Origin of the sequence: Pseudomonas sp. BF-B-26 (assembly GCF_019956495.1) — a bacterium.
Classification (GTDB): domain Bacteria; phylum Pseudomonadota; class Gammaproteobacteria; order Pseudomonadales; family Pseudomonadaceae; genus Aquipseudomonas.
In genome coordinates this window covers 18523-35684 of the sequence record NZ_JAHBDP010000135.1, presented here as the reverse complement: position 1 = coordinate 35684, position 17162 = coordinate 18523, and the positions used below count along the sequence as shown (strand labels likewise).

General features: G+C 59.5%; 16 protein-coding genes. 7 read left to right on the top strand and 9 right to left on the bottom strand.

The window, feature by feature from the left end; all coding sequences use genetic code 11:
- Positions 1 to 9: 9 nt before the first annotated feature.
- Together KGB03_RS29090 and norR are read right to left on the bottom strand one after the other, a co-directional pair.
- Entirely contained in the window at positions 10 to 912 is a 903-nt protein-coding gene (locus KGB03_RS29090; RefSeq protein ID WP_008147551.1) for a chemotaxis protein CheV, read from the bottom strand.
- Positions 913 to 1096: 184 nt separating this feature from the next.
- The gene (gene norR / locus KGB03_RS29085; protein WP_223530663.1) at positions 1097 to 2650 is read right to left on the bottom strand and encodes a nitric oxide reductase transcriptional regulator NorR; all 1554 of its coding nucleotides are present in this window, start codon (positions 2648 to 2650) and stop codon (positions 1097 to 1099) included.
- A 156-nt stretch (positions 2651 to 2806) separates the two neighbouring features.
- Between norR and hmpA the strand changes: the two genes are divergently transcribed.
- Complete coding sequence (hmpA, locus tag KGB03_RS29080) at positions 2807 to 3988, top strand: NO-inducible flavohemoprotein (protein ID WP_223530661.1); 1182 nt, start codon at positions 2807 to 2809, stop codon at positions 3986 to 3988.
- A gap of 138 nt (positions 3989 to 4126) precedes the next feature.
- Here the strand turns inward: hmpA and KGB03_RS29075 are convergent, their stop codons facing one another.
- The 5 genes from KGB03_RS29075 to KGB03_RS29055 all read right to left on the bottom strand — a co-directional run bounded on the left by KGB03_RS29075 (position 4127) and on the right by KGB03_RS29055 (position 9453).
- Positions 4127 to 4783, bottom strand: coding sequence for a transcriptional regulator (locus KGB03_RS29075; RefSeq protein WP_223530659.1), 657 nt, complete (start codon positions 4781 to 4783; stop codon positions 4127 to 4129).
- Between the two features lie 92 nt (positions 4784 to 4875).
- Positions 4876 to 6003, bottom strand: coding sequence for an NAD(P)/FAD-dependent oxidoreductase (locus tag KGB03_RS29070; protein WP_223530657.1), 1128 nt, complete (start codon positions 6001 to 6003; stop codon positions 4876 to 4878).
- Between the two features lie 122 nt (positions 6004 to 6125).
- Entirely contained in the window at positions 6126 to 7073 is a 948-nt protein-coding gene (locus KGB03_RS29065; protein ID WP_223530655.1) for an ornithine cyclodeaminase family protein, read from the bottom strand.
- A 137-nt stretch (positions 7074 to 7210) separates the two neighbouring features.
- Positions 7211 to 8698: an ATP-dependent RNA helicase RhlB gene (rhlB, locus tag KGB03_RS29060; RefSeq protein ID WP_111451339.1), complete on the bottom strand. Its 1488-nt coding sequence runs from the start codon at positions 8696 to 8698 to the stop codon at positions 7211 to 7213.
- 98 nt (positions 8699 to 8796) lie between these two features.
- Positions 8797 to 9453, bottom strand: a complete 657-nt coding sequence (locus KGB03_RS29055; protein ID WP_192406257.1) for an alpha/beta hydrolase — start codon at positions 9451 to 9453, stop codon at positions 8797 to 8799.
- A 466-nt stretch (positions 9454 to 9919) separates the two neighbouring features.
- Between KGB03_RS29055 and KGB03_RS29050 the strand changes: the two genes are divergently transcribed.
- From KGB03_RS29050 to KGB03_RS29035, 4 genes are all read left to right on the top strand, one after another.
- Positions 9920 to 10951 (top strand): amino acid ABC transporter substrate-binding protein, encoded by a 1032-nt coding sequence (locus KGB03_RS29050; RefSeq protein ID WP_111451341.1) that lies wholly within the window; start codon positions 9920 to 9922, stop codon positions 10949 to 10951.
- Between the two features lie 65 nt (positions 10952 to 11016).
- On the top strand, positions 11017 to 12198 hold the full coding sequence (locus tag KGB03_RS29045; RefSeq protein WP_008147571.1) for an amino acid ABC transporter permease: 1182 nt from the start codon (positions 11017 to 11019) through the stop codon (positions 12196 to 12198).
- A gap of 10 nt (positions 12199 to 12208) precedes the next feature.
- On the top strand, positions 12209 to 13306 hold the full coding sequence (locus KGB03_RS29040; protein ID WP_192406259.1) for an amino acid ABC transporter permease: 1098 nt from the start codon (positions 12209 to 12211) through the stop codon (positions 13304 to 13306).
- Positions 13307 to 13316: 10 nt separating this feature from the next.
- Positions 13317 to 14081, top strand: a complete 765-nt coding sequence (locus KGB03_RS29035; RefSeq protein ID WP_008147575.1) for an amino acid ABC transporter ATP-binding protein — start codon at positions 13317 to 13319, stop codon at positions 14079 to 14081.
- A 63-nt stretch (positions 14082 to 14144) separates the two neighbouring features.
- Here the strand turns inward: KGB03_RS29035 and KGB03_RS29030 are convergent, their stop codons facing one another.
- Positions 14145 to 14633 (bottom strand): type II toxin-antitoxin system MqsA family antitoxin, encoded by a 489-nt coding sequence (locus KGB03_RS29030; protein ID WP_111451343.1) that lies wholly within the window; start codon positions 14631 to 14633, stop codon positions 14145 to 14147.
- Positions 14630 to 14941 (bottom strand): type II toxin-antitoxin system MqsR family toxin, encoded by a 312-nt coding sequence (locus tag KGB03_RS29025; RefSeq protein ID WP_223530652.1) that lies wholly within the window; start codon positions 14939 to 14941, stop codon positions 14630 to 14632. The genes KGB03_RS29030 and KGB03_RS29025 overlap by 4 nt, the downstream gene beginning before the upstream one ends.
- 166 nt (positions 14942 to 15107) lie before the next feature.
- Between KGB03_RS29025 and KGB03_RS29020 the strand changes: the two genes are divergently transcribed.
- Both KGB03_RS29020 and KGB03_RS29015 read left to right on the top strand, forming a co-directional pair.
- A complete protein-coding gene (locus KGB03_RS29020) occupies positions 15108 to 15767 on the top strand; it encodes a FadR/GntR family transcriptional regulator (protein WP_008147581.1) in 660 nt (219 codons plus the stop codon).
- Entirely contained in the window at positions 15757 to 17073 is a 1317-nt protein-coding gene (locus tag KGB03_RS29015) for a CynX/NimT family MFS transporter (RefSeq protein WP_218537961.1), read from the top strand. The genes KGB03_RS29020 and KGB03_RS29015 overlap by 11 nt, the downstream gene beginning before the upstream one ends.
- The last annotated feature ends 89 nt before the right edge of the window (positions 17074 to 17162 follow it).

The window sequence follows — 17162 nt, the reverse complement described above, 5'->3', positions numbered from 1 at the left end:
GCTCAAGCCTCAATGACCTTGTTCAGCGACAGCCTTGGCCGCTTCGATCAGGCACTTGGTCAGCTCTGGCGAGGAGAACTTGGTCAGCACTGCGTTCGCGCCGGCAAGACGGGCCTTTTCGCTGTTCATCGCGCTGTCCAAAGAGGTGTGCAGCAGCACATAGAGGTGCGAGAAGTCCGGGGTTTCGCGCAGGGTTCGGGTAAAGGCGTAGCCGTCCATCTCCGACATTTCGATGTCCGAGACGATCAGGTTGATCTGCTGGGCCGTACCTTGCAGGTCCAGCAGGCAGTCGATGGCTTCCTTGGCACTGCGGGCGGTGTGGCATTGCAGGCCGAGGTTGCGCAGGGTGTGGACCGATTGCTGCAACGCCACCTGGCTGTCATCGACCACCAGGATCCGAGCGTTGCCGAGTACTTCGGCGTCTTCCATGCTCAGTTCGGTCGGGGCCGTTTCAATCTGCGCCGGGGCGATGCCATGGATCACTTTTTCGATGTCCAGCACCTGTACCAACGTACCGTCGACCGAGGTCACGCCAGTGATGTATGAGCGCACGCCGCCAGAGCCAAACGGCGGCGGACGGATGTCGGTGGTCAGGCAGTGGACGATCTTGCTCACGGCCTGAACGTGCAAACCCTGCTTGGAGCGGCTGACATCGGTGACGATCAGGCAGCCACCGTTCGGGTCTTCCAGCGGCCGTTCACCGATGGCACGGCTGAGGTCGATCACCGACAACGAGGCACCGCGCAGGGTGGCGATGCCTTTGACGTGGGGGTGCGACTCCGGCAGCTTGGTCAGCGGCGGGCAGGGAATGATTTCACTGACTTTCAGCAGGTTGATCGCCATCAGCTTGCCACTGCGCAAGGTAAACAGCAGAAGCGAAAGTGAGTCTGCGCGGGCTTTGTTTGAAGACATAAAAACCTTCTGTGGAAAAAGGTGATGGGCAATCGCGAGGATCGCCAGCAGCTATCGATGCCGGGTTATCGACCTGAACGGGGTGGGCTTTAGGGTAGTTATGGGTTGGTGGTCGGATCCACCCCTCACCCCAACCCTCTCCCCAGAGGGCTGGGGTGAGGGGTGTATTCAGAAACCGCCACATTTAATCCTTTATCCCCAACCGCTTCGCCATTCTTCCAAGATTCGCCCGATCCAAGCCTAGCTCACGCGCTGCACTCGCCCAATTGTTATGGTGCCGTTCCAGACAGGCGTTAATCAGTCGACGCTGATAATCCTCGGTCGCCGCCCGCAAGTCTCCCAAGACCAAAGCCGCAGGGCTGGCAGGGACTGGCTCGGTTGCAAGCTCAACGCTGCCATTGGGCAAATCCAGATCCGCCGCGCTCAAACTCAGAATCTTCGGCCGCTCCTTGCAGTTACCCAGCGCCTTCAAGGCACTGCGGCCAATCAAGTGCTCCAGCTCCCGCACATTGCCCGGCCATGTATACGCCAGCAATGCCGCCTGCGCATCGCTGGTCAGACGCAGGCTGTTGAGGCCCATGCGAGAGCGGTTTTGCTCCAGGAAGTAGCCGCTGAGCAGCAGCACATCCCGCCCGCGATCACGCAGTGCCGGTACCAGCAACGGATAAACGCTCAGGCGGTGATAGAAGTCGGCACGGTAGCGGCCGCTGCGCACTTCCTCGGCCAGGTCGCGGTTGGTCGCAGCGATCAGTCGTACGTCGACCAGATGCTCTTTATCCGAGCCCAATCGCTGCAGCTGACCGCTTTGCAGGACGCGCAGCAATTTGGCCTGGACGGTCAGGGACAGCTCACCGACTTCATCGAGAAACAGCGTGCCGCCATTGGCCAGTTCAAACTTGCCGCGCCGATCGTTCATCGCGCCGGTGAAGGCGCCGCGGACGTGGCCGAATAGTTCGCTTTCCACCAGCGTGTCCGGCAGCGCGGCGCAGTTGAGGCTGATGATCGGCTTATCGGCCCGGGGCGATGCGGCGTGGATGGCTTGGGCGACCAGTTCCTTGCCGACCCCGGTTTCGCCGGTGATCAGCACGGTCAGATCGCTGCCGCCCACCAGATTGATTTCTTCTACCAGCCGTTTGTGCGCCTTGCTCTGGCCAATCATGTCGCGGTTCTGCTGGCCGCTGGCTTGTCGGTAAACCTCGGCCCGTTGATGTTCGTCTTCGACACGATTGGCCAGGCGTTCGATGCGCTCGGCGGCGTTGACGGTGGCGGCGGCGAGGCTGGCGAAGGCTTCCAGGGCGTCCAGTTCGATCGGTTCGAAGCGCTCCGGATCGAGTGCGTCGAGGGTCAGCAAACCCCACGGGCGCTCGTCGATAAACAGCGGGCAACCCATGCAGTCGTGGACTTCCAGATGCTCACCGAGGCCATCGACCAAGCCGTCATAAGGGTCGGGCAGGTCGCTGTCGGCGGCAAAACGGGTCGGGCCGTGGCTGCTGAGCAGCGCTTCGAAACGCGGGTGTTCGCTGATTTTGAAGCGTCGACCGAGGGTGTCGGTGCTCAACCCGTCGACGGCCAGTGGCACCAACCATTCGCCATCAAGGCGCAGCAGGGCGGCTGCATCGCACGGGAGCAAGGCGCGCATGGCTTCGAGCAAGCGCCGATAACGCTCGCCTTCGGGGAGTTCGCGGGACAGGTCGGCGACCAGTGGCAGCAGGGTGGTGAGCAAGGCTTTTGCAGTCATAGTGACTCCATGTAGTCGGTATGACTATAAGTCAGTGTGTGTCGAAATGACTATAAAGAATTTAACTAATTGATTTATATGGTTTTATTTTCTGGCATGGAAACTGATAGGTATAAGGCAATCAGTTAGCAATCCAAGTAGATCAGGAGTCGCCTTATGCTTAGCGTTCAAGACCGTGCAATCGTCAAATCCACTGTGCCCTTGCTGGAAAGCGGTGGCGAAGCATTGATCACTCACTTCTACCGCATGATGCTGTCCGAGTACCCGGAAGTTCGTCCGCTGTTCAACCAGGCCCACCAGGCCAGCGGTGATCAGCCGCGTGCCCTGGCGAACGGTGTCTTGATGTATGCGCGGCACATCGACCAGCTCGATCAGTTGGGCGACCTGGTGGCCAAGATCATCAACAAACACGTGGCCCTGCAAATCCTTCCGGAACATTACCCGATTGTCGGCTCCTGCCTGCTGCGAGCCATCTCTGAAGTGCTGGGTGAAGAGATCGCCACACCTGAAGTGATGGCTGCCTGGGGGGCTGCTTACGGTCAATTGGCCGACATCCTGATCGGCGCCGAAACCAGCATCTACGACCAGAAAGAACAAGCACCGGGCGGCTGGCGCGGGGCGCGGGAATTCATCGTGGCGGCCAAGGTCGACGAAAGCGAGGAAATCACCTCGTTCTACTTTGAGCCAGCCGACAAAGGCCCGATTCTGGCGGCAGAGCCAGGCCAGTACATCGGCATGAAACTGATCCTCGATGGCGAAGAGATTCGTCGTAACTACTCGCTGTCGGCCTTGACCAACAAGGGTCAGTACCGGATCAGCGTCAAACGTGAAACCGGTGGCCGCGCCTCCAACCACCTGCACGATCATTTGCAGGTAGGCTCCAGCATCCAGCTGTTCCCGCCAGCGGGCGAATTCACGTTGACCGACAGCGACAAACCGTTGGTGCTGATCAGCGGCGGCGTTGGCATCACTCCGACCCTGGCAATGCTGGAAGCAGCGCTGGCGACCGAGCGGCCGGTGCACTTTATCCACTGCGCACGCAACGGTAGCGTTCACGCGTTCCGTGACTGGATTGATGGCTTGGCCGAGCGTCACCCGCAACTCAAACGCTTTTATTGCTACGACGAAGATGATGGCGTGAGCCCGGCGGCGGACAAGGTTGGGTTGTTGAGCCAGGAGCAATTGGGTGAGTGGTTGCCGCAGCAGCGCGATCTGGACGCGTACTTCTTGGGTCCTAAAGGCTTCATGGCGGCGGTCAAGCGCCACCTGAAAGCGCTGGGTGTGCCAGAGAAGCAAAGCCGTTACGAGTTCTTCGGGCCGGCTTCAGTGCTGGAGTAACCGATTATCCCGTAGGAGCACGGCTTGCCGGCGATGGCGATCTCAAGGACGCCATCGCGGGCAAGCCATGCTCCTACAGATGGGTGTCGATCGTGAAAGCGCCATCGCGGGCAAGCCGTACGGAGGGATGTCGGTCTTTCAGCCCTTCAGTTCTTTCAAATGTTTGTACACCGTTGCCCGCCCCATGTTCAGCACGTTCGCCACATAGTTGGAGGCGCTTTTACCTTTGAAGGCGCCTTCGGCGTGCAGTGCCAGCACCAGTTCGCGCTTATGGTCACGGGTCAGCAGGTTCAGGCTCAGCTGACGCTCGCGCAGCCAGGCGTGCAGGAACGTGTTGATCCGCTCCTGCCAGTCATCGCGAAACAGCGAGTCCGGTTGCGGAATCAACTTGCTCGGTGACAGGAACAGATCCAGCGCGGCTTTGGCATTTTCGAACAGCGAAATATTCAGATTGATGCACAGCACCGCCAGCGGACGACCTTCGCTGTCGCGCAGCACGGTGCTCAGGCTGCGAATCTTCTGGCCGTCCCAATTGAGTTTTTCGTACGGCCCGATGTTTCGTTCGCTGATCTCTTCGCTGAGCATGTCCTCCAGCGACGAGTCATCACCGATTTCCCGTTTGGACAGGTTGTTGGCGATGTAATCGACCTTCTGGGTGCGCAGGTCGTGCAGCACCACCTCGGCGTGGGGAAAGAACAATGTGGCGATGGCATCGGCGATCGCGCGGAAGTTGTCCAGCGGCGAGCTCTTCAATGCAGAGTCATCACCGGCGGGTTCTTGTTCTTTGGCGTTCATAAAGTGGAGCTCCAGACAGCATCAGCGCCCCGTCAAAAAAGGGCGCTGGAAGTTTGCCGCAATCGTGTCAGCACGTCACCTGCGTCCGAACGTCAGCCCAGTCGAGCAGGGGAGAGCATCTGGGTGTTCAGCCCGAAGCGAGTCAGTTGCTCGGGCAAGGCTTCACCGCGTACCAGTGCAGCGCTAGCCTGGCCCATGGCCGGCGAGGTCTGGATGCCATAACCACCTTGTGCCGCTACCCAGAATAACCCCGGCACCTGTGGATCGAAACCGGACAGCAAATCACCGTCGCTCACGAAACTGCGCAAGCCGGCCCAGGTGCGGGTCGGACGGCGGATGGTCAGGGTGGTGGCTTCTTCGATCTGGTAAATGCCCATCGCAATGTCCAACTCTTCGGGCTGCACGTCGTGCGGCTCCACCGGGTCGGCGTTGGCGGGCGAGCCGAGGAACATTCCGGCGTCAGGCTTCATGTAGAAGGATTCGTCGAGGCTGACCAGCATTGGCCAATGGTGGATGTCCACGCCCTCGGGGCCGGCGAAGATGAACGCCGCACGGCGCTTGGGTTGCAGACCCAGTGGTTTGGCACCGGCCAGCTCACCGATTTTGTCGGCCCAGGCGCCTGCCGCGTTGATGATGATCGGGGCGCTGAAGGTCTGACCGTTGGTTTGCACGTGCCACACACCTTCGGCGTCGCGGGTCAGGCTCCTGACTTCGCTATCGGTATGAACTTCACCTTTGTTGCGTCGGATACCGCGCAGGTAGCCCTGGTGCAAGGCATCGGTGTCGATGTCGCTGGCGGTCGGGTCGTAAATCGCACCATGGACTTTTTCCCGGCGCAGGATCGGCAGGCGCACGCAGGCCTCTTCGGCGCTGAGCAGTTGCATCTCCGGCACCGTGGCTTTGGCGCTCAGGTATTGATTGTTCAGTTCGGCCGGGTCACCGGTGAAGTCCACGGTCATCTCGCCACGCGGGGTCAGCAGCGGGTGTTCGCAGAAACCGACTGGAGGGGCGTCGAAGAAATCACGGCTGGCCTGGGTCAGCGCCCGAACCTGCGGTGTGCCATAGGCGGCGGTGAACAGTGCAGCTGACCGTCCGGTGGAGTGGTAAGCCGGATGGGATTCGCGTTCGAGCACAATCACTCGGGCGTGCTGCGACAACCAGAAACCGGTGGAAGCACCGGCAATCCCGCCGCCGATGATGATGAAATCTGCCTGGCTCATGAACGTCTCCTGTGGGGAAATATTGTAGGAGCAAGGCTTGCTCGCGATTGCATCACCGCGGTGTACCTGAATGACCGCGGCGTCTGCATCGCGGGCAAGCCTTGCTCCTACAGGATCGGGGGTTAGTGCTGTAGGCGATAGATGGCGTTGGCCAGTGCAATGTCTTCCAGGCCCAGGCCAATGGAGCGGAAGAACACATGACGGTCGTAGCCAGGGCGCTGGACTTTTTCGCTGAGCAGATCGGGCAAGTCGCCGATGATCGCGTTTTTGTCCCAGCCATGTTGTTCACCGGCAATCAGCATCTCGCCGGCCGAGCCCGGGGTGGTCAGACGATAGTCGCAGAACACTTGCATGTCATTGAGGCTCTGCGGCGGCACTTCGTGGGCACGTGGTGCGTTGGTGCTGATGGAGGTGATCAGCGCCGGTTTGCTCAAGCTTGACGGGTCGATCACCGGGCCTGCGGACGAGGTGCAGAGCATGATCACGTCGGCGTCTTGAACCGCTGCTTCACGACTGTCGACGATGGTCAGGCGTGGATCGAGGCTTTTGAGCTGCGCCAACGCCTCGGGATTCTTGTCGCTCAGGCTCGGCGAGTAAAGGCTGATGCTCTGCCAGTCGCGCAGGCCTTTGACGTAGTGCAAGTGCGCCTGGGCGACCTTGCCGCTGCCGATGATCGCCAGGCGCTGCGCCTTCAGCGGGGCGAGGGCGTCGACCGCCACGGCGGTGGTGGCGGCGGTGCGTGCCGTGGTCAGTTCACCGGCATCGCAGAGCAACAGCGGCTGGCCGGTCTGCATCGACATCAGCAGCGTCCAGGCGGTCACCAGCGGGCCTTGTTCACGCACGATGTACGGCGAGGTCTTGACCCCGTAAACGCCGTCTTCGGCCAGCACACCCAGGTAGTTGATGAAGTCGCCAGCGCCCTGCGGAAACTCCACCAGTTGCTGCGCCGGTTGCACAGCTTGCCCGGCGGCCAGATCGCGGAACAGTTTGCGCAGGATCTGCGGCACGTCGACCTGCGCCAGCAGCTCGCGGGCCTGAGGTTGGGTGATCACGTAAGGCGTACTGGACATGGTCGGCTCCGGGAGCTGGAAGTAAACTAATTTGTCCATTATGGACTTTTAGTTATCTCGAGCAAGCTCCTGTTGAAAACCGGACGAAAAAAAAGCGCAGTCCGTTTCCGGCTGCGCCTCTTTTAATGCGACCCGCGTTACGGGCGCTTGCGCTCAACCGCCCGCAGCAGATGCGTCGGTGGTGTTTCGCAGCTGATCTTGCGACCCAGCAGCGCCTCGATGGACGGTAGCTGGTAGGAATCGTCTTCACCGGCAAAACTGATGGACACACCATCGGCGCCGGCACGACCGGTACGACCGATGCGATGCACGTAGTCGTCCGGGACTTCCGGCAGGGTGAAGTTGATCACGTGGCTGATACCGTCGATGTGAATGCCGCGACCGGCCACATCGGTGGCGACCAGGACGCGGATCTTGCCTTCGCGGAAACCTTCCAGAGTCTTGATGCGCTTGTGCTGCGGCACGTCGCCGGACAGTTGCGCGGCGTTGACGCCGTCACGCACCAGGCGTTCTTCGATGCGCCGCACTTCATCCTTGCGGTTGGCGAACACCATCACCCGCTCCCAACCGTTGTCGTTGACCAGGTTGTAGAGCAGTTTGTATTTGTCGGCACCGGCGACGGCGTAGATGTGCTGCTCGACGTTTTCGCTGGCCACGTTCTGCGACTCGATCTCGACGATCGACGGCTCGGTGGTCCATTGCTTGGCCAGGTTCATCACGTCTTCGGTGAAGGTCGCGGAGAACAGCAGCGTTTGACGCTCGTTCTTCGGCGGAGTCTGGCGAATGATCTGACGCACTTGTGGGATGAAACCCATGTCGAGCATCCGGTCGGCTTCGTCCAGGACCATGACTTCGACCATGTCCAGGTGCACGTCGCCGCGCTGGTTGAAGTCCAGCAAGCGGCCCGGTGTGGCCACGAGGATGTCGCAGTGACGGGCCTCGAGGTGCTTGAGCTGCTTGTCGAAGTCCATGCCGCCAACGAACGTCATGACGTTGAGGCCGGTGTATTTGGTCAGGTCGGCTGCGTCCTTGGCGATCTGCACCACCAGTTCACGGGTCGGTGCAATGATCAGCGCCCGCGGCTCACCCATGTAACGCTCTTTCGGCGGCGGGGTTTCCAGCAACTGGGTGATGATCGAAATCAGGAACGCTGCGGTTTTGCCGGTGCCGGTCTGGGCGCGACCGATGGCATCTTTGCCGGCCAGGGTGAAGCCGAGGACTTGTGCCTGGATCGGCGTGCAATACGGGAAGCCCAGGTCCTGGATGGCGTGCATCAGTTCGGGGGCGAGTTTGAAATCGTGGAAACGGGTTTTGCCTTCCTGGGGTTCGACGGCGAAGTCTTCGAGTTTCCAGGGAATAACCGGTGCTTTTGGCTTCGGTTCGCGACGCGGTCGGGCAGGTTTCGCAGCTTCGCTGCCCGGTTCTTCAGAGGCCTGAGCCTCAACGGGTTGGACGGCCGGCGTGGTGATCGGCTCGTGCTTCGGTACCGCTACGGTTGCGGTCCGGCCAGACTGATTACCGTCGGTGCGGTGGCTGGGATGGTGAGACGGAGCGCTGGAGACTGGCGCGAGCTGCTCAGTCTCGCTTTTACCGAACATTTTCTTGAGTGCTTTGAGCACGGTCATCTCATCAATTGGTTAAGGAATATACGCCGGCCAGTGTAATGCAAGAATCAGGCGCGGCGTAGTGGGATGGATCAATGGGCTGCTTTTCACATAAACAGTTAACGCAGGCGCTCGGCGAGCCAGACACCAATGTCGTGTATCTCCTCGGGTAACACTTCGTGGCCCATTGGGTATTCCTGCCATGTCACGGTGACACCATGCTGCTTTAAATACTCGTAGGCGGTGCGGCCCATGGAGTTTTGAACGACGTCATCGTACTGGCCGTGTAAAGACAGCACGGGAATACGCTGCTGGCTGGCGGAAAGCACCAGTTCATCGCTGAAGGTCGGTGCGTAGGTCGAGAGGGCAAGTACGCCACCCAATGGCCCCTGCCATTTCAGAAATGCGGCGTGTAATGCCACCGCGCCGCCTTGGGAAAAACCGGCTAGAAATATCCGCGAGGCGTCTATTCCGATGGCTCGCTCCACTTCGATCAGATTAATGATCCTTTGTGCCGACTCTTCCAGCTGGTCGCGGTTGATCGCGCGCGCGGGGCTCATGGCCAATATGTCGTACCAGCTCGGCATCTCGTAACCACCGTTGATGGTCACGGCGCAGGTCGGTGCCTGAGGGAGAACGAAGCGGGTGGTCAGCAGGGTTTCCTGCAGCGCTTCGGCCACCGGCAGGAAGTCGTAGCGGTCAGCGCCCAGGCCGTGCAGCCAGATAACGCAGGCGTCTGCGGGCTTGACGGGTTGAAGAATCAAGGGCTCGGTCATGGTTGCTCCAATATTGTGCAGGCGCTCTCATTGGGTGCGAGATCTGAGTGCGCGCCTGGTTGATCAGTTAAGAAGATGTCGCAAGGCTACAAGTTTTGCTATTGACCTGTCGCGCAATCGCTTCAGCGAGCGGTCTGGTACGGGCTTTGCTATGGGGAAACGGTGCAACCCATCTCGCGCCTTGCGGTAACACTATCAGTGTACTGCTGGCGGTGGGATAGCAAAGAATCCGGTGATGGATGTTCGCCAGTGGCCGCTACGGGCTTCGCGAACGTGAAAGGGCTACAGCCCGTTCGGCCGATTGGTGAGAAGTGAGTTGTCCATGATGTGGATTTTCTCCTACTAGACTCATAGCGCAGGTCTTACGTCGGTTGACCCCAAAAAAAGCCAACACGGGTCAACAACGCCTCATAAGGGTGCGACTGGACTCAGCTCCGACACAACAAGAGCAAAACTGGAGGTTTGAATGAAGATGTTGAAATCCACCCTGGCTATCGTGACTGCAGCCGCAGTACTCGGTGTCAGTGGGTTCGCTCAGGCGGGTGCAACCCTGGATGCAGTGCAGAAGAAAGGTTTCGTACAGTGCGGTGTAAGTGACGGTCTGCCGGGCTTCTCGGTACCGGATTCGACTGGCAAGATCGTTGGTATCGATGCTGACTACTGCCGCGCCGTGGCTGCTGCAGTGTTCGGCGATGCAAACAAAGTCAAATTCAGCCAGTTGAATGCCAAGGAGCGTTTCACCGCTCTGCAATCCGGCGAAATCGACATGCTGTCGCGCAACTCCACCATGACCAGTTCCCGTGACGCGGGCATGGGGCTGAAGTTTCCTGGCTTCATCACTTACTACGACGGCGTGGGCTTCCTGGCCAACAGCAAGCTGGGCGTGAAAAGTGCCAAGGAACTGGACGGTGCAACCATCTGCATTCAAGCCGGTACCACCACCGAGCTGAACGTGTCCGACTACTTCCGTGCCAACAATCTGAAGTACACCCCGATCACTTTCGACACCTCCGATGAAAGCGCCAAGTCGCTGGAATCCGGTCGTTGCGACGTGTTGACCTCCGATAAATCCCAGCTGTACGCACAGCGCAGCAAGCTGGCTTCGCCGAAAGACTACGTGGTTCTGCCGGAAACCATTTCCAAAGAACCTCTGGGTCCAGTCGTGCGTAACGGCGACGACGAGTGGCTGGCCATCGTTCGTTGGGTTGGCTACGCCATGCTCAACGCCGAAGAGGCGGGCGTGACTTCCAAAAACGTGGCTGAACAAGCCAAGTCCACCAAAAACCCGGACGTTGCCCGTTTGCTGGGTGCTGATGGCGAATACGGCAAAGACCTGAAGCTGCCGAAGGACTGGGTCGTCAAGATCGTCGGTCAGGTTGGCAACTACGGTGAAGTCTTCGAGAAAAACCTCGGCAAGAGCACTCCGTTGGAAATCGACCGTGGCTTGAACGCCCTGTGGACCAATGGCGGCATTCAATACGCACCACCAGTGCGCTGATGGTTCTATCACCCGGTGGGCCAACCACCGGGTGATGTTCTGTTCCATTATTTGCGGGGCACTTCATGCAAAATTCAATCGGCGCACCAAAGCAGAGGCTCAGCCTCAGCGATCCAAAAGTGCGTGCGTGGCTGTTTCAGATCATCACCATTGTGGCGGTGGTCTCGATGGGCTGGTATCTGTTCGACAACACGCAGACCAACCTTCAACACCGGGGCATTACCTCCGGCTTCAGCTTTCTGGAGCGCAGTGCCGGTTTCGGCATCGCTCAACACCTGATCGACTACACCGAATCGGACAGCTATGCCCGAGTGTTTGTCATCGGCCTGCTCAACACGCTGCTGGTGACCTTCATCGGCGTGATCCTGGCGACGATCCTCGGGTTCATCGTTGGTGTGTCACGGCTGTCGAAGAACTGGATCATTGCCAAGCTGGCGACGGTGTATGTTGAGGTTTTCCGTAACATTCCGCCGCTGCTGCAAATCCTGTTCTGGTACTTCGCGGTGTTCCTGACCATGCCGGGGCCACGCAACAGTCATAACTTCGGCGACACCTTCTTTGTCAGCAGCCGTGGCCTGAACATGCCGGCCGCGTTGACGGCGGATGGTTTCTGGCCGTTTGTGGTCAGCATCGTCGTGGCCATTGTCGCCATCGTGCTGATGAGCCGCTGGGCGACCAAACGCTTCGAAGAGACCGGCGTACCGTTCCACAAATTCTGGGTGGGCCTGGCGCTGTTCCTGGTGATCCCTGCACTGTGCGCATTGATATTCGGCGCGCCGCTGCACTGGGAAATGCCGAAGCTGCAAGGCTTCAACTTCGTCGGTGGCTGGGTGCTGATCCCGGAACTGCTGGCGCTGACCCTGGCCCTGACGGTGTACACCGCGGCGTTTATCGCCGAGATCGTGCGCTCGGGCATCAAGTCGGTCAGCCACGGCCAGACGGAAGCGGCGCACTCGCTGGGGTTGCGCAACGGTCCGACCCTGCGCAAGGTGATCATCCCGCAAGCCCTGCGTGTGATCATTCCACCGCTGACCAGCCAATACCTGAACCTGGCGAAGAACTCCTCGCTGGCGGCCGGTATCGGTTATCCGGAAATGGTTTCGTTGTTTGCCGGTACGGTGCTGAACCAGACCGGGCAGGCGATCGAGGTGATTGCTATCACCATGAGCGTGTACCTGGCGATCAGTATCAGCATTTCCCTGCTGATGAACTGGTACAACAAGCGCATTGCGCTGATCGAGCGGTAAGGAAAAGCGCATGACGACTCATACTTTCAAACCTGACATGCCGCCCCCGAACCGCAGCATCGGTGTCGTGGCGTGGATGCGCGCCAACATGTTCTCCAGCTGGCTCAATACCCTGCTGACCCTGTTTGCGTTCTACCTCATCTACCTGATTGTTCCGCCAATCCTGAGCTGGGCGATCCTCGATGCCAACTGGGTCGGCACCACGCGCGCCGATTGTACGAAGGACGGCGCCTGCTGGGTGTTCATCCAACAGCGCTTCGGCCAGTTCATGTACGGCTACTATCCGACAGACCTGCGCTGGCGTGTGGACCTGACCGTGTGGTTGGCGGTCATCGGCGTGGCACCGTTGTTTATCTCGCGCTTTCACCATAAAGCGGTGTATGGGCTGAGCTTCCTGGTGCTGTACCCGATCATTGCCTACTTCCTGTTGCATGGCGGGCTCTTCGGTCTGACCAGCGTGGCGACCAGCCAATGGGGCGGCTTGATGCTGACCCTGGTGATCGCCACCGTCGGTATCGCCGGCGCTTTGCCGCTGGGGATCGTCCTGGCGCTGGGGCGTCGTTCGAACATGCCGGCGATTCGCGTGGTCTGCGTGACTTTCATCGAATTCTGGCGTGGCGTGCCGTTGATTACGGTGCTGTTCATGTCGTCGGTGATGCTGCCGTTGTTCCTGCCCGAAGGCATGAGCTTCGACAAGCTGCTGCGGGCACTGATCGGCGTGATCCTGTTCCAGTCGGCCTACGTGGCCGAAGTGGTGCGCGGTGGTCTGCAAGCGATTCCCAAAGGTCAGTACGAAGCGGCTGCAGCGATGGGCCTCGGTTACTGGCGCAGCATGGGCCTGGTGATTCTGCCGCAAGCCCTGAAGCTGGTGATCCCCGGCATCGTCAACACCTTCATTGCGCTGTTCAAGGACACGAGCCTGGTGATCATCATCGGCCTGTTCGACTTGCTCAACAGCGTCAAACAAGCCGCCGCCGACCCTAAATGGTTGGGCATGGCCACCGAAGGCTATGTGTTCGCGGCCCTGGTGTTCTGGATTTTCTGTTTTGGTATGTCGCGCTATTCCATGCATCTGGAACGCAAGCTCGACACTGGCCACAAGCGTTAGGAGTTCTGTAATGAGCGAAGCAATCAAAAAGCCTGTGAGCCCTGAAGGCATTATTCAGATGCAGGGCGTGAACAAGTGGTACGGCCAGTTCCACGTGTTGAAAGACATCAACCTGAACGTTAAACAGGGCGAGCGTATCGTCCTGTGCGGCCCGTCGGGTTCGGGCAAATCCACCACCATTCGTTGCCTCAACCGACTGGAAGAACACCAACAGGGCCGCATCGTGGTCGATGGTGTGGAGCTGACCAACGACCTCAAGCAGATCGAATCGGTACGCCGTGAAGTCGGCATGGTGTTCCAGCACTTCAACCTGTTCCCGCACCTGACCATCCTGCAGAACTGCACCCTGGCACCGATGTGGGTACGCAAGATGCCCAAGCGCAAGGCCGAAGAAATCGCCATGCATTACCTGGAGCGCGTCCGCATTCCGGAGCAGGCACATAAATTCCCGGGGCAACTGTCCGGCGGTCAGCAACAGCGTGTGGCGATTGCCCGTGCCTTGTGCATGAAGCCGAAAATCATGCTGTTCGACGAACCGACCTCGGCACTCGACCCGGAGATGGTGAAAGAGGTTCTGGACACCATGATCGGCCTGGCCGAAGACGGCATGACCATGCTCTGCGTGACCCACGAAATGGGTTTCGCCCGCACCGTGGCCAACCGCGTGATTTTTATGGACAAGGGCGAAATCGTCGAGCAAGCCGCTCCGAACGACTTCTTCGATAATCCGCAGAATGAACGTACCAAGCTGTTCTTGAGCCAGATCCTGCATTGATCCTGCGCAGGCGTTGAAATGAACCCGGACTTGATCCGGGTTTATTTTGTCTGGGGTGTGAGGTCAGGAGGTTAGTGTCGCTTCCTGTTCCGGATGACGGGCGGCCAATAGTTGTTTGAGGGCGGCGCCTTCGTTCAATACTTCAATTTCGGCCAGTAAATAGGGGTGACGGTCCAACAGCTGCATCAGTGTGAGTAACGGTTTGGGCGCAGGCAGCTCTCCACGCTCATACCGCGAAAAGGCATTGTTCCCACCGCCGGACAGCAACTTCACTGCGTTTTTTTGCGTGAGGTGGAGTTTGCGGCGGATACGCTTGATCTCCGAGCCGATCAGTTGCAGGCAGTCCTGAAGCAATTGATCGCTGGCATCTGCATAACGCTCGGCGCTGTCGGTGTCATGATCGAATTCGATTTCACCGCAAACTCTGCATTCCCAACCCGCAAGCTCGTCAACAAGTCGCGACATCTGTTTGTAATTGACTGAGAGAGTGCGGCCTTCGAAGTGCCCCATCCCATCGTGTGTGCCACAGTTGACGCATTGCTGCGTTCTCATAGGTCTTTCTCCTTGAAGGAGACTACTGGATGTCCACCGCCGGGGCGGTAAGACACTTTTATGTAAATCTCCAATCCGTGAAATGTAGTGTGATAAACGTCCTGCCAAACCCGGTGGTCGACATAGGTGGTCATGGATTTGAAAAGCATTCGGCGTTCCAGTGCACCGATCACCTCGAGCATTTGCCGGACGTTGAAACCCATGCAGCTGCCCGATTCCACAGCCCGTCGGGTGAATGCCTTTCCTCCCAGCCTGACTACCTCAGCCTTGATCACCGCCAAGTCGTAATGGGGTGTGCTCTTTTCCATAAGAAACCAAAACCCTGTCCTTGAAATTACCCTTAAAGGGTAATTTTGACTAATCGAAAATCCCGCTCCATTTCCTTCTCCCTGACCGTAGGCGGTTGCCGTCCTACGCGAAGCTGACTAACATGTCAGAAAATTCATCCTATGATTGGATGAAAGGGCGAATCCAATGTCAGAAATTTCTCCACTCATAAAGCGGTCCCTGGTCGATCAGGCCCTGGATCAGTTACGCCTGCGCATCACAGAAGGCGTCTGGACGGTCGGCCAGCGTTTACCCACCGAACCGGAGCTGTCCGCCGAGTTGGGCATCAGCCGCAATACCGTGCGTGAAGCCATGCGCGTACTGGCGTTTTCCGGGTTGATCGAAATCCGTCAGGGCGACGGCAGCTATCTGCGGGCGGTGGTCGATCCGCTCGACACCATGAAGGCGTTGTCCCGCTGCTCCCATGAACAGGCCCGGGAGACTCGGCACATTCTGGAAGTCGAGGCCATCGGCCTGGCTGCGTTGCGTCGTACCGACGAAGACCTGGTGGCATTGCGCGAGGCGTTGGGCGTCAGCGGCAGTCACTATCACGGCGATCTCGACACGTATATCGCCTGCGATCTGGTGTTCCACCGGCGTTTGGTGGACGCCGCGCACAACCCGACCCTCAGCGAGCTGTATCGCTATTTTTCCAGCGTCATCGGTGCGCAGTTGCGCGAGACCCTGAACATTTCCCCCCGACGCCAAGAGGTGTTCGACCTTCATATCGAACTGCTTGATGCCGTCGAGCAACGCGACCCGGAACGGGCCAAAGCCCTGTCGAGGCAGTTGATCAATGAACCTTGAAACCGAGAACCCCATGTCCATCCTGCAGGTCGACAACAGCCGCATCCCCCAAGCCAAGCGCGCGGCGGAGCTCGAAGAGCTGCTGATCGACGCCGAGGCGGATGACGAACAGGTCCAGCAAAGTCACCCGATCCTGCGGCGGCCGTGGCTGCTGTTGCTGGGCCTGATACTGGTGGCGCTGAACCTGCGCCCGGCGCTGTCGAGCATGGCGCCGATGCTCAGCGAGGTGTCGAAAACCCTCGGGTTGTCGGCAGCCCAGGCCGGTTTGCTGACGACGTTGCCGGTGCTGTGCCTCGGCTTGTTTGCACCGCTGGCGCCCGTGCTGGCCCGACGTTTCGGCGCTGAGCGAGTGGTGCTGGGCATTCTCTTGATGTTGGCCGGCGGGATCATCCTGCGCAGTTCGCTCGGCGAGATCGGCCTGTTTGCCGGCAGCGTGCTGGCCGGCGCGAGCATTGGTGTAATCGGTGTATTGCTGCCCGGCATCGTTAAACGCGACTTCGCGAAACACGCGGGCACCATGACCGGCGTCTACACCATGGCCCTGTGCCTGGGGGCGGCGATGGCCGCGGGCGCGACCGTGCCGTTGAGCGAGCATTTCGACAAGAGCTGGGCCTTGGGCCTGGGCTTCTGGGTGGTTCCGGCATTGGTCGCGGCGATTTTCTGGTTGCCACAAGTCGGGCAGAAACACGGCGCGCACAACGTTGCGTATCGGGTTCGCGGTCTGTTGCGTGATCCTCTGGCCTGGCAAGTGACGTTCTACATGGGCCTGCAATCCTCTCTGGCTTACATCGTGTTCGGCTGGTTGCCGTCGATCCTGATCGGTCGCGGCCTGACGCCGACCCAGGCGGGTCTGGTGCTGTCAGGCTCGGTCATCGTTCAGTTGGCGAGTTCACTGGCGGCGCCTTGGCTGGCGACGCGTGGCAAGGATCAGCGTCTGGCGATCGTCATCGTCATGCTGCTGACCCTTGGCGGCTTGTTCGGTTGTCTTTACGCACCGATCGACGGCTTGTGGGGCTGGGCGATCCTGCTGGGTCTGGGGCAGGGCGGTACGTTCAGTCTGGCGTTGACCCTGATCGTGCTGCGTTCGCGGGACGCCCATGTCGCGGCGAACCTGTCGAGCATGGCCCAGGGCTTCGGCTACACCCTGGCGTCCATGGGACCGTTCGCGGTCGGCATCGTGCATGACTGGACCGGTGGCTGGAACGCCTTGGGCTGGATATTCGGCATCATTGGCCTTGGGGCGATCATCGCCGGCCTGGGCGCTGGACGTTCGCTGTACGTCCAGGTCGAAAGCGAAAAGGTCTGACCGCCGCACACTGTCGGTATTCGGCTCCCGAATGCCGATAGTGTTTCGCGTCTTTGTTGACTATCGTGCAGGCAATCTTTTGAAGCCAC

Coding starts and splice junctions, on each gene's coding strand:
- KGB03_RS29035 (WP_008147575.1), top strand. CDS start 13,317: ATGAGCGAAGCAATCAAAAAGCCTGTGAGCCCTGAAGGCATTATTCAG.
- norR (WP_223530663.1), bottom strand. CDS start 2,650: ATGACTGCAAAAGCCTTGCTCACCACCCTGCTGCCACTGGTCGCCGAC.
- KGB03_RS29070 (WP_223530657.1), bottom strand. CDS start 6,003: ATGAGCCAGGCAGATTTCATCATCATCGGCGGCGGGATTGCCGGTGCT.
- KGB03_RS29075 (WP_223530659.1), bottom strand. CDS start 4,783: ATGAACGCCAAAGAACAAGAACCCGCCGGTGATGACTCTGCATTGAAG.
- KGB03_RS29015 (WP_218537961.1), top strand. CDS start 15,757: ATGAACCTTGAAACCGAGAACCCCATGTCCATCCTGCAGGTCGACAAC.
- rhlB (WP_111451339.1), bottom strand. CDS start 8,698: ATGACCGTGCTCAAAGCACTCAAGAAAATGTTCGGTAAAAGCGAGACT.
- KGB03_RS29065 (WP_223530655.1), bottom strand. CDS start 7,073: ATGTCCAGTACGCCTTACGTGATCACCCAACCTCAGGCCCGCGAGCTG.
- KGB03_RS29045 (WP_008147571.1), top strand. CDS start 11,017: ATGCAAAATTCAATCGGCGCACCAAAGCAGAGGCTCAGCCTCAGCGAT.
- KGB03_RS29090 (WP_008147551.1), bottom strand. CDS start 912: ATGTCTTCAAACAAAGCCCGCGCAGACTCACTTTCGCTTCTGCTGTTT.
- KGB03_RS29050 (WP_111451341.1), top strand. CDS start 9,920: ATGAAGATGTTGAAATCCACCCTGGCTATCGTGACTGCAGCCGCAGTA.
- KGB03_RS29055 (WP_192406257.1), bottom strand. CDS start 9,453: ATGACCGAGCCCTTGATTCTTCAACCCGTCAAGCCCGCAGACGCCTGC.
- KGB03_RS29020 (WP_008147581.1), top strand. CDS start 15,108: ATGTCAGAAATTTCTCCACTCATAAAGCGGTCCCTGGTCGATCAGGCC.
- hmpA (WP_223530661.1), top strand. CDS start 2,807: ATGCTTAGCGTTCAAGACCGTGCAATCGTCAAATCCACTGTGCCCTTG.
- KGB03_RS29030 (WP_111451343.1), bottom strand. CDS start 14,633: ATGAGAACGCAGCAATGCGTCAACTGTGGCACACACGATGGGATGGGG.
- KGB03_RS29040 (WP_192406259.1), top strand. CDS start 12,209: ATGACGACTCATACTTTCAAACCTGACATGCCGCCCCCGAACCGCAGC.
- KGB03_RS29025 (WP_223530652.1), bottom strand. CDS start 14,941: ATGGAAAAGAGCACACCCCATTACGACTTGGCGGTGATCAAGGCTGAG.